At 69.9% G+C, this 11,922-nt stretch carries 8 protein-coding genes and 1 pseudogene; 3 read left to right on the top strand and 6 right to left on the bottom strand.

The genetic code is table 11. The features are described from left to right. The first annotated feature begins 1,250 nt into the window (after positions 1-1,250). Entirely contained in the window at positions 1,251-1,895 is a 645-nt protein-coding gene (locus HUX53_RS36750) for a maleylpyruvate isomerase family mycothiol-dependent enzyme (protein ID WP_176407886.1), read from the top strand. A 1,250-nt stretch (positions 1,896-3,145) separates the two neighbouring features. On the opposite strand, the gene HUX53_RS36745 is transcribed toward HUX53_RS36750, so the two are convergent. Beyond that, on the bottom strand, positions 3,146-4,087 hold the full coding sequence (locus tag HUX53_RS36745; protein WP_309237611.1) for a D-alanine--D-alanine ligase: 942 nt from the start codon (positions 4,085-4,087) through the stop codon (positions 3,146-3,148). A gap of 92 nt (positions 4,088-4,179) precedes the next feature. Then, positions 4,180-5,412 carry a PLP-dependent aminotransferase family protein gene (locus tag HUX53_RS36740; protein ID WP_176407887.1) on the bottom strand — a complete coding sequence of 411 codons (1,233 nt, stop codon included), beginning with the start codon at positions 5,410-5,412 and terminating at the stop codon, positions 4,180-4,182. Positions 5,413-5,675: 263 nt separating this feature from the next. Between HUX53_RS36740 and HUX53_RS36735 the strand changes: the two genes are divergently transcribed. Beyond that, positions 5,676-6,293 (top strand): GNAT family N-acetyltransferase, encoded by a 618-nt coding sequence (locus HUX53_RS36735; protein WP_176407884.1) that lies wholly within the window; start codon positions 5,676-5,678, stop codon positions 6,291-6,293. Positions 6,294-6,543: 250 nt separating this feature from the next. Here HUX53_RS36735 and trxB read toward each other — a convergent pair whose 3' ends face one another. Continuing rightward, positions 6,544-7,497, bottom strand: a complete 954-nt coding sequence (gene trxB, locus HUX53_RS36730; RefSeq protein ID WP_176407883.1) for a thioredoxin-disulfide reductase — start codon at positions 7,495-7,497, stop codon at positions 6,544-6,546. 152 nt (positions 7,498-7,649) lie between these two features. Between trxB and HUX53_RS36725 the strand changes: the two genes are divergently transcribed. Then, positions 7,650-8,222 (top strand): dienelactone hydrolase family protein, encoded by a 573-nt coding sequence (locus HUX53_RS36725; RefSeq protein WP_176407882.1) that lies wholly within the window; start codon positions 7,650-7,652, stop codon positions 8,220-8,222. 1,386 nt (positions 8,223-9,608) lie between these two features. On the opposite strand, the gene HUX53_RS36720 is transcribed toward HUX53_RS36725, so the two are convergent. The 3 genes and pseudogenes from HUX53_RS36720 to HUX53_RS36710 all read right to left on the bottom strand — a co-directional run. Then, positions 9,609-10,379 (bottom strand): anti-sigma factor, encoded by a 771-nt coding sequence (locus tag HUX53_RS36720; RefSeq protein WP_176407881.1) that lies wholly within the window; start codon positions 10,377-10,379, stop codon positions 9,609-9,611. A 27-nt stretch (positions 10,380-10,406) separates the two neighbouring features. Then, on the bottom strand, positions 10,407-11,000 hold the full coding sequence (gene sigM / locus HUX53_RS36715) for an RNA polymerase sigma factor SigM (protein WP_176407880.1): 594 nt from the start codon (positions 10,998-11,000) through the stop codon (positions 10,407-10,409). A 167-nt stretch (positions 11,001-11,167) separates the two neighbouring features. Then, positions 11,168-11,922: pseudogene (locus HUX53_RS36710) on the bottom strand (AMP-binding protein); the annotation flags it as partial.

Below are 11,922 nucleotides of genomic sequence, written 5' to 3'. Positions count from 1 at the left end.
CGGGACCACGGCCCGCCCTCGCTGGTCCGCCCCCGCGCCCCCATCCTGGGCTCCACCGCTCACTGGCCCCGCCCACCGGGCCGCGCCGCCGACCGCCCGTGCCACCGACCGGGCCGACTGCTCACCGGCCGGACCGCCGGCCGCGTCGCTCACTCGCCGCGCCTCTGGCCGGCCGCGTCCACTCGCTGGCCGCATCGTCCACTGACCGGACCGCTCACTGGCCGGACCGCCCACCGGGCCGCGCCGCCGACCGCGGGCGTGCCACCCACCGGGCCGTCGTCCACTGGGCGCCGCACGGCTCCGTCGCAGGTCGGTCGCGCAGCTCACTGGCTCAGCTCTGCAGAGCATTCGAGACCAGCTCCCACCCTCTGTAGGAGGTTCAGGTGGGATCGTGCAGGAATGCGCTGCGCATCGGGAGCTACGGCTGGCCTTCGCGGAATCCCTCAGTGGGCTCGTCGTCAACCCCAGACTGATTGCGGGGCCCCTGCGGAGAATCAGCTAGGGGCCGGACCGGTGTTCGTTGGGTGACGTCGAGGGTGTCGCAAGTCCTGTGCCACTCGGGGGCCGGAAGGGCTACTCAAACCGAGAACGTGGAAGCGGGATTGGCCAGGCTAATGTTTCACGTGAAACCGCCTCGCAGTCCAGGCGGAGGTACCTTCACATCCCGCCGAACTTCCGGGTTCGCGTGAAGCGCGTCGCCTGCTTGGCTGGGCAACTGCGTTCGTCGGCTGTCGCGCGGCCCGCCGAGGGCTGAGTCTGCTGCCCAGCAATCGGACGCACGTCCGCAACGGCCCTGCGGGAACGACGCCTCCACGCCACGACGGCGATCGTCGCGGTGTTACCGAACTGCCGGCTCTCTCCGACGCGCCTTGGGAGTGGCTGGTGGACGAATGTTTCACGTGAAACGACCTGAGCGATCACGTCTGGTGCTGGCCGCGTGGGCTCAACCTCCGCAGCTAACTCGCCTCCAGCAAGGGCAAGGTTTGGTTGGGTGGCCCGTCCCCTGCCGACTCGTTGCGTCCACAGCCTCCAAAGAGGACCTAAACGAGGCGGTCCTCCAGGCCGAGGCGCCCGGCCGTCAGCAGCTCCTCGACGGCGACCGCGTCGCCGGGGGCAACTGGGTTAGGCACAGGCTTCATCGGGATCCGTCGTGTGCCAGTCCATTGCATACGGCAATGGACGCGGGCTGCGGCGTTCAGTACGTTGCGGCGGAGAGCGGCTCCCGGCAGTCCGATCTTCAGGAGGTTCGGGTGGATCGCAAAGAGATGTGGCGGCACATCGCGGAACAACGTCTGGCGGTTGCGGAAGCCCTCATCGATCTCGACCCGGACGAATGGGAGCGGCCATCGCTGTGTGAGGGGTGGCGGGTCCGTGATGTCGTCGCCCACATCGGCCTTGCTCCGGAGATCACTTGGGGCATGACCCTGCGCGAGTTCGCGCGGGCGCACGGGAGCTTCCACAGGTTCATCCGAGAGACGGCGATCGACCGAGCGGCCCTTCCGAACGATGAGCTGATCGCCATCGTGCGCCGGGTCGCCCCCGCACAACGACTCGCTCCCGGAACCACCACCAAGGAGCCGCTGCTGGACATCCTCGTCCATGCGCAAGACATCTTCCTCCCGCTCGGCCGCGACTTCACCATGCCGGAGCACCCCGCGTTGGTGGCGGCCGACCGGATCTGGCAGATTCCACCGCCCTTCGGCTTCGGCGCCAAGAAGCGCCTACGCGGCTTCCGCGTATCGGCCACGGACGCGCCCTGGTCGCGTGGCGACGGCCCGTCCATCTCCGGCCCGCTCCAGGCGATCGTCCTCCTCATCTCCGGACGAGTCACGGCAGCACTCCCATATCTCTCAGGAGACGGCGTGCAGACCTTGGCCGTCCAAACCAAGGAATAGGCACCCCGGCGTCGCTACGAGGACGGACTTGGCTGTGGGGACGCGAGCATGCGGCACGGTCAGCCATCGGTGCGGTCGGTCGGCCATCGCGATCCGGCCAGCGGCACGGTCAGCGGGCGGTGCGGTGGAGGGCGTTACGTGGGTCGTGTCCGCTGTCAACTGCGGACCGCCCGCCTAGGCAGTTTCACGTGAAACATTCGTCCTGCCACGATGCGCCACCGCGTACTTCCCAAGGCGTCGCATCAAGTCTCATCGGTGGGCGGGCAGACCACCAACGCACGAGGCCCAGCCCGCCCTCATCTGCGGCCGGCTGGTACGGCCTGGCCAACCGCAACAGCGGCAAGGCCCTGGACGTCTGCAACCTGGCGTCCAACGACGGCTCCCGCATCACCCAGATGATGGTGGCCGTCGGCTACGGGCGTCCCTGGGAGTCATGGGTGCCGCCTGGTGCTCAAGGTTCGGCCTGGTGACCAGATCGGCACTTCCGTGGCGGCCGCCGCCCAGGCGGGCCTGAAGGTGTGGGTGGGACAACTGCCGTTCTGGACGTACCGGCAGCAGAGTTGCCCCATGGGGCGAAGGTGGGGGCCTGTATGCGGCGCGGCTGATGGACGAGCGTACCGAGCCAGCATCTGTGTCGCTCGCCCCCGACTGGGCGAGCGCGTTGCACTGCAGCGAGTATCAGTTGGGTGGCTCGTCGCGCCGGCGAGGCCCGCGATCAGACTCGATACCAATGACCACATCAGCGTCGCGCGCCCCCGACTGAGTGAGTGCGTCGCACTGCAGCGAGTTATCAGTTGGGACGCTCGGGGCGCTGGCGAGGCCTGCGATCAGACTCGATACCGATGACCACATCGGCCGCGGTGGCGTCCTCGGGCAGATGCCCGGCGATCAGCTCGTGAAGTTGAGTACCCGTCGATACCCTCGGCGAGTCTCCGGGGGGCCGGGCGGCGGCCGTCATCGTCCACCAGGTCGACGTCGTGGTAGTCCTCGGCCCAGTCGTTACCCACAAACAGCATCCGTGGCTCGTCTCTGGGGGTGGAAGCCAGGAGGAGAATCACGGCGACCTAATGGATCAGTGCTCGGACCTCGACACGACATCCCACCGGCCATTGCTTCTCCCCGCCGAACCGGTGAGGGCACGATCTAACCCTCGGTCTCGCAACGTGGGTCAGGTGAGGGACGGTGCTCACCCACTGGTCGGCCTCATCAGCCATCGATCCTGCCCTCCTGGCCTGACCGATGCACCGCCACTAGGTGAGGCGGGCGACGAGTAGGGACTCACAGATTTCGCCGAGGTCCAGGCCGGCGACGCTGATGGCGCGGGGGAGGAGGCTTGTCTCCGTCATGCCGGGCGCGACGTTCACTTCCAGGAAGTGGATGTCGCCTTCGGGGGAGACGATGAGGTCGGTCCGGGAGATGTCGCGGAGGCCGAGGGCGCGGTGGGCCGTGACCGCGGCGGACGTGGCGCGGTCGGCGGCGTCCGGGGACAGGCGTGCCGGGGTGACGAACTCGGTGTCGCCGGCGTCGTAGCGGGCCGTGTAGTCGTAGAGGCCGCCGGGGGCGACGATCTCGACGGCCGGGAGGGCGACGGGGACGCCGTCGCGTTCGATGACGCTGACGGACACCTCGGTGCCGGAGACGTAGCGCTCGATGAGGGCCGCGTCGCCGTAGGCGAAGCAGCCGACCATGGCGGCCGACAGTTCGGACGGCTCGTGGACGACGGACGCGCCGAGGGCCGAGCCGCCGCGGGTCGGCTTGACGAAGAGGGGGAGGCCGAGGCCGCTCACGATGCGGTCGAGGACGGACGCGGCGCCGAGGTCGTGGAAGACCTCCTTCGGGAGGGCGACCGACTCGGGCGTGCGGAGTCCGGCACGGCGGACGACGGACTTGGCGGTCGGCTTGTCCCATGCGACGCGACAAGCGTCCGGACGGGCACCGAGATAGGGGACCTCGAGCAGTTCGAGGACGTCGCGGATCGAGCCGTCCTCCCCCGCGGCGCCGTGCAGGACGGGGAAGACGATGTCCGGCGGGTCGTCCGTCAGCGAGTCGAGAAGCGTCGCGTCGGCGTCGCGCAGTTCGACCGGGATGTCGCGGGCGCGCAGTGCGTCGGTGACGCGCCGGCCGGACCGGAGCGACACCTCGCGCTCGTACGACAGCCCCCCGGCGAGGACGACGACATGTCCGAGTTCCACCGCGCTTGCCTCTCTTGAACGGTGTAGTCCGCGCTCGTCCTCAGCGAGGCTCATGCCCCACCGAGGACGGGTGCGCGTTTCACGTGAAACATTCAGACGACGTCCGGCCCCGGCGCCTGGAAGCCGGTGGACCTGCCGCCGACCGCACCGCCGAACGTGTCGTGGAGGCGGATCTCCTTTTCGACGACGGTCGCGAGTCGCCGGACGCCCTCCCGGATCCTGTGCGGCTCGGGGAAGCAGTACGACAGGCGCATGTGCCGGTGTCCGGTGCCGTCCGCGAAAAAGCCGGTCCCGGGGACGTAGGCGACCCGTTCGGCGATCGCGCGCGGGGCCATCGCCTTGGCGTCGAGCCCCTCGGGGAGTGTCAGCCAGACAAAGAAGCCGCCCGCCGGACGCGTCCACGTGCAACCGTCCGGCATCAGTTGGTCAAGCGATTCCAGCATCGCGTCACGGCGGGCCCGGTACAGCTCACGGAAGCCCTTGGTCTGCTCCCGCCACGGCTGCGTGGCGAGGTACTCGCGGACGGCGAACTGCGAGAAGTTCGACGGGCACAGGATCGCGGACTCGGCGGCCAGGACGAGCTTGGCCCGCACCGCGTGCGGCGCCAGCACCCAGCCGACCCGGAGGCCCGACGCGATCGTCTTGGAGAACGAGCCGAGGTAAAGGACGCGTTCGGAGTCGTCCGCGCGCAGTGCCCGCATGGGCTCGCCGTCGAATCCGAGGAGCCCATACGGGTTGTCCTCGACGATCAGGACGTCGTACTCGGCACAGATCTCGAGGATCTGGGCGCGGCGCGCCGTGGTGAGGGTGACGCCCGCCGGGTTCTGGAAGGTCGGCACGGTGTAGAGGAACTTGACGCGGCGCCCCTGCGCGCGGAGGGACGAGAGCGTCTCGCGGAGCGCGGACGGGATGAGCCCGCCCTCGTCCAGGGGCACATGCACGACGTCGGCCTGGTAGGACGCGAACGTGCCCAGCGCACCGACATAGGACGGGGCCTCGGCGAGGATGACGTCCCCCGGGTCCACGAAGATCTTGGTGATCAGGTCGAGCGCCTGCTGCGCGCCGACGGTGACGACAACGTCGTCCGGGGACGCCTGGACGCCTTCGAGTGACATGACCTCGCAGATGTGCTCGCGGAGCAGTTCGTCCCCCTGCGCGGAGCCGTACTGCAGCACCTCGGCGCCCTTGCCGGCGACGAGGTCGCCGATCATCTGGCCGACGGCGTCGAGCGGCAGTGCCGACACGTACGGCGCCCCGCCCGCGAGCGAGACGATCTCCGGGCGGGCGACCATCGCGAACAGGGCGCGTATCTCGGACGGCACCATGCCGGCGGCGCGGGCGGCGTAGCGATCGGCGTAGACGTCCGTACGCGAATGCTGTTCCACGAGGCACCTCCGGGATGTGATGGCTTCCCTGCAAACTACGGCATGGCGACCAGCGCCGGACCGTTCCGGGTGTGGCGTGCCGCCCGGTTGGGGAAGTTCCTGTCCGATACGATGCCCGCGGGTCCCGGTTGGTTGCCGGGAAGTTCCGTCGCCACGGGTTCCAGGCCCGGCGGGCGAGGATCGCAACAGGGGGTGCCGACCCGGTGTCGCGTCGTCTCGTCAACATCACGCTGGACAATCTCGATGATCTGCCGCACCGCTGCCGCGGCTGCGTGTTCTGGGAGCTCGATCCGGTCAGCCGGGAGCGTGCGCTGGAGAGCGGCGACTCGGGACTGGAGAAGGAGGCGTGGATCTCCTCGACGCTGCTGGAGTGGGGCAGCTGCGGCAAGATCGCGTACGTGGACAACGTCCCGGCGGGGTTCGTGATGTACGCGCCGCCGCTGTACGTGCCGCGCTCGGTGGCGTTCCCGACGAGCCCGGTCAGCGCGGACGCGGTACTGCTGATGACCGCGCACATCCTGCCGGAGTTCGCCGGCGGCGGCCTCGGCCGGATGCTCGTCCAGGGAGTCGCGAAGGACCTGACCCGGCGCGCGGTGAAGGCGATCGAGGCGTTCGGTGACCTGAAGGGTGAGGAGGGCGGGTGCATGGTGCCCGCCGACTACCTGTTGTCGGTCGGGTTCAAGACCGTCCGGCCGCATCACCGTTATCCGCGGCTGCGGCTGGAGCTCAAGTCGGCCCTGTCGTGGCGTGAGGACGTCGAGGTGGCCCTGGAACGGCTGCTGGGCTCCATGACACCGGAGGGGGCGCTACGACCGGTCTGAGGGGATCTGAGGCGCTTTGACGCGTGTGGCCCGCACTCCATGCCAGGAGTGCGGGCCACACGCTTTCGCGCTCGCCGCGGGAGGCGGGAGGCGGCTCGAACGAACTCGGCGAGGGCTGCGCCAACTGACCATCCCCGCGGGGGACGGTCACGGCACCTCGACTCTGCCGGAACTGCTCCGCAGGCCGGCAGTGCCGGGCCGTCGATCTGCAGACCGGTCGGGCCTGCGGGACGGCCCGCCTGCGGGACGGTTAGGCCTGCGGGACGGTTTCGGCGGCGTCCTGGTCCTGGAGCCAGCGTTCGGCGTCGATGGCGGCCGAGCAGCCGCTGCCCGCCGCGGTGATCGCCTGCCGGTAGATGTGATCCACCACGTCACCGCACGCGAACACCCCCGGGACCTTCGTCCGCGTCGTCGGGGCGTCCACCAGCAGGTACCCGTCGGCGTCGGTCTCCAGCTGTCCGGTGAACATCTCGCTGCGCGGGTCGTGGCCGATCGCGATGAACAGCCCGGTGATCTCCAGCGCCGACTCGGCACCCGTCCTGGTGTTGCGGACGGCCACCCCGGTCACCCGGTCGTCCCCCTGAATGGAGGTGACCTCGCTGTCCCACAAGAACTTGATCTTGTCGTTGGCGAACGCGCGATCCTGCATGATCTTCGACGCGCGCAGCTCGTCCCGCCGGTGGATCACCGTCACCGACCGGGCGAACTTGGTCAGGAAGATTGCCTCCTCCATCGCGGTGTCACCGCCGCCGACGACCGCGATGTCCTGCTCCCGGAAGAAGAACCCGTCACAGGTCGCACACCACGACACACCGCGTCCCGACAGCCGCTTCTCGTCCGGCAGGCCCAGCTCCCGGTACCCCGAGCCGGTCGCCACGATCACGGCCTTGGCCAGGTAGGTCTCGTCCCCGACCTTGACGACCTTGGGGTCGGCGGTCAGGTCCACCTCGGTGACGTCGTCGGTGATCAGCTCGGCGCCGAAGCGTTCGGCCTGCTTGCGCAGGTTGTCCATCAGATCCGGGCCCATGATGCCGTCGGGGAACCCGGGGAAGTTCTCCACGTCGGTGGTGTTCATCAGCGCACCACCCGCCGTCACCGAGCCCTCGAACACCAGCGGCTTCAGGTCACCGCGAGCCGCGTAGATGGCGGCCGTATAGCCCGCGGGGCCGGACCCGATGACGATGACGTTACGGACGTCGCTCACTGTTCTGCGCCTCTCCTCGTTTGGCCGTCGGTGCCGCACGACCCGGCCTGCCAGTCGCGTCAACCGATCCTAGGCCCCGGGGATTCCCGCGGCACCGCGACCGGCCGTCCACCAGGCTCTACGGCCCGGTCCGCGCCTCTAAGGTGTGGTGCATGGCACGGATTCTGCTTCTCCACTCGATGTACGGGCTGCGTCCGGCGGTGCACCAGGCGGCGGACCGGCTCCGCGCGGCCGGGCACGAGGTCCACGTCCCCGACCTCTACGACGGGCGGGTCGTGGACGACCCCGAGGCCGGCATCGAGATCAAGGAGGAGATCGGCCGGGACGAGCTGCTGCGCCGCGCCGTCAGGGCGGCCGCCCCTCTCATGGGCGACGGCGGTCTGGTCTACGCGGGGTTCTCGCTCGGCGGTTCCATCGCGCAGAACCTCGCGTTCGCGGACGCCCGGGCCGGCGGCCTGTTGCTGATGCACGGCACGTCCGACATCGCGGAGGACGCGTCCACCGAGGTCCCGGTGCAGCTGCACGTCGCCGACCCCGACACCTGGGAGCCCGTCGACTGGCTGAACGCCTGGTACCTGCAAATGCGCAAGGCGGGTGCGGACGTGGAGGTCTACCGCTACCGGGGCGCCGGCCACCTGTTCACCGACCCGGACCTCCCCGACTACGACGCCGAATCCGCCGACCGAGCCTGGACGACCGCCCTGGCCTTCCTAGAAACCCTCTAACCCACCCCACACCAACCCATACCGCCCGCCCCGCGACAACCCGTGCCGCCGCCCCGGGGGCGCTGCCGCGGCACGGCAGACCACGCCGTCGCGCCGCAGGGGGCTCGCCCTGTCGCCCCGCGACATCCCAGGCTGTCGTGTCGCGGCAATCCAGGCCCGAGGTGCCGCGGCAGGCCACACCCTCGCAGTGGAACGAGGCCTCATCCCTGTCGTTTCGCGACACTAAGCCGCGGGGTTGTGATGACTCACGCCGCCGTCCCGGGGCTGCCGCCCCGGGGGCGCTGCCGCGCCGCGACAGACCACGTCGTCGTGCCGCGGGGACTCGCCCTGTCGCCCCGCGACATCCCAGGCTGTCGTGTCGCGGCAGACCACACCCTCGCAGTGGAACGAGGGCTCCGCGACACCCGGACCGCTGGGTTGTGATGACCCACGCCTCCGCCCGGCGAGGAATCACGCCTCCATGCCGCGAGAGTTCACGCCGTCGTACCGCGAGAACTTGCGTCGCCGCGAAGCGACAGGTCCGGTTGCCCGGCTCGCGGCAACACACGCCGCGGTGCCGTGCCGCAGTGCCTTGAGGCCTCACGGCGTGCTGCGGCTATCCCACGTCGTGGTGCGGCGACTCAGACCGTCGTCCCGCGAGGACTCATGTCGCGTTGCGGTTACCCGCGTCGTGGCGCGGCGACTCAGACTGTCGTTCTGCCAAGGATTTGCGTCGTCGCGCTGCGACAACTCTGGTTGTCGCCTCGCGGCGACCCGCGGCGCAGTGCCGTGAGGACTCATGTCGTGCTGCGGCTACCTGCGTCGTGTGCGGCGACTCAGACCGGCGTTCCGTGAGGGTTCGCGTCGTCGCGAGGCGACGGCTCCGGTTGTCGGCTCGGGACAGAGCACGTCATCGTGCTGCGAGGAGTCGCGTCGTCGTGGCGTGAGGCTGCTTTGGTGTTGGGGTGGAAGTTGTGCTGGCAGGGCAGCGGCTTCGGTTCGGGCTGAGAGGCGTCGTTTGGCTGGGCTGTCTGTGATTAGTTCCGGTGCTCTTGCGGGTCTTCGTGTCCACCGTCAGGTGCGGACCGCTTAGGCAGTTTTCCGTCAGGGCGGACGGTCTGGGGGGAGCTGGCCCCAGGACGGTGTTGGCCCTTTCCTCGGGGTCGGGTAGGGGACGTCGGCATGTGTCTAGCCGGGACGCCCCTGCCGCCGTAGTCGGCGGAGCAGCCGCGAATCCAGTCATCGCGTTCAGCGAGGAGGAGCCGCTGAGCATCCGGCAAGGCGGCCAGTCAACGGGGGCGGGTCTTGGAGCCCGCGCCCTGAGAGTGGTCCTCCAGGCCGATGTCCGAGCCCGGGGGATCTGCGGCTGGCCGTTCTCGGGGGTGCCGAGAACGGCGGCCGAGTGCGTCAGGCGTTCCGGAGCTTCTTCAGGACGTGCTGGTTTCGTGCGGAGCAGTCCGTTCCCACGACCCAGATGTTCCACTTGCCGGAAATGTCGCCGTGCACGGCGATGACCGTCGCGGGCGTTCCCTCGTACTTCGCCGTGTCGACGAGGGCGGGCGCCTGGCCGTGGGTAACGCCGTTGACGCAGCCCTTGAGCTGCGCGGACGGCGGGCCCGACGCGGCCCTGAGCTGCTGGGTGTCGGCGAGCAGCCGGTCGATCTGGGCGCCCAGGGTGCCGGCGCGGTAGTCGGTGCCGCTGCGGGCCACGGTGAAGGCCGCGGCCGGGGCGGCGGCGTTCGGCGCCATCCCATTCTCCGGACCGGATTGGTCGGGATTATCCTGCGCGGGAGTCGACGCCTTGCCGTGGTCGCCGTTCACGCCGTCCAGTGCCATCGTGCCGACCGTCGCGCCGCCGCCGACGACGATCACCGCGGCCGCGGCCGCCGACAGAATCCGCCAATGCCGCCTTCCGCGCCGCTGCTCCATGCTCACCACGGTGGCGCTGTGCATCGACTCCGCGGCGATGGCGGTGTCGATGCGGTCGGCCAGTTCGGCGGGCATGGACGGCACGGGTGCCTCCGCCAGGATCCGGGAGACGTCCGCAAGGTCGGCGGACAGCTCACGGCATTCGGCGCAGGTATCCAGGTGCGCGTTGACGGAGGCGGCTTCGTCGTCTTCGAGCAGTCCCTCGGCCAGATCGGCCAGGATGTCGTAGTCGTAGTGTGCGGGGTTCACTTGGGCATGCCACCTCCTCTCCACACCTCAGACGTTTTTGCGATCCCGCCGGTTCCGGTGGTGGCTGAGAAGCGGTGCGAGCCTGGCGCGTCCGCGGGCGCACCGGCTCTTGATCGTGCCGGCCGGGACCTCCATGACCTGCGCGGCGTCCTCGACGGAATAACCCATCATGTCGACGAGGATGAGCGCGGCGCGCTGCTCGAACGGGATCTGCTCCAGCGCGGTGCGGACGTCGAGGGACACGCCGTGCGCGTCCGACGGGTCCGGCATCTTCGGCGCGACGGCGTCGAACGTCGCGTCGTCGCCCATCGGCGTCGCCGGCCGGACGGACTTGCGCCTGATGCGGTCCAGGCACGCGTTCACGACGATGCGGTGCAGCCAGGTGGTGACGGCGGCGTCCCCGCGGAACCGTCCGGCGGCGCGGAACGCCGAAAGACATGCGTCCTGCAGCGCGTCCGCGGCCTCCTCCGGGTCGCCGAGGGTGCGCAGCGCGACCGCCCACATGCGGTCGCGGTGCCGGTGGACCAGTTCGGCGAACGCGTGCGGGTCCCCCTGGGCGTGGCGGGCGAGGAGTTCCTTGTCGGGCACCTCGCCCACGCGATGCATGCTCACCGACGTCATGAGCGACCGCTTTCTCGTTCGGGACGCCCGGTCGGCGCCGGGCTTCCGCGACCGGCTGCTGGGGTAGGCACCACGTTTTCCTGGGGGCGAGGGGACAATCTACTCACAGGCACGATACAGACATGCGCCGCTCCACGTCACAGCCCTTGTCCAGGGTGTGGACGAGGTCAGCCGGCGGCGCCGTAGACGGTGACCTCGCCGAGCTTGCCCTTGAGGGACGACGGCAGTTTGGTGAACCAGACCAGAACGTACTGCCCGGTCACCTGCGGGGACGCGGTGACGGTCAGCTCGCTGCCGTTCGCGGGCTGCTCGCCGATGCGCTTCAGGTCGCTCGGGGACTGTGAGTCACCGACCTTGACCTGCAGCGTCCCGCCGCTCTCCGGCGAGACGATCTTGACGTTGGCGACCTTCACCGGCTTGCCCATGTCGAGCAGGACGCCCATGCCCTTGGAGTAGTTGCCGAACCCGGCGTCGGCGTAGCTCTGCGTCTCCCAGTTGCCGCTCGCCTTGCCGTCGATGACGGAGTCGGTGTTCTTCCCGATGGAGGTGTCCTGGTGGCCGGGGCGCGACTGCTGGACGGCCTGCACGCCCTGCGCCTGCAGCTTGACCACGGTCGGCTGCGGAGGCGCGCTCGTCTTGGACTTGTCGGTGGCACCGCCGCCACCGGGCTCGTTGTCGCCGCCGGTGCCGGACAGCGCCCACGCGCCGATGCCGACGATGACGGTCAGCGCGGCGGCCGCGACGCCGATCAGCGCCCGGTTCGCGGGACGCTTGGGAGCGCCGGGCCCGTGCGCCGGTGCCGTCCGGGTGGACGTGGACGGCGGCGGAGGAGGAGGTGCGCCGTGCTGGACGCGCGGCGGCGGGACGTGCGACGGCGCCGGCTGTTCGTGCGCGGGCCGCCGGTGCGGCTGCGCCGGCGGCC

Source organism: Actinomadura sp. BRA 177, from assembly GCF_013372625.1.
In the GTDB taxonomy this organism is placed as follows: domain Bacteria; phylum Actinomycetota; class Actinomycetes; order Streptosporangiales; family Streptosporangiaceae; genus Spirillospora.
Note: the sequence above shows the minus strand (reverse complement) of the source record. Positions and strands in the feature narration are given on the sequence as shown.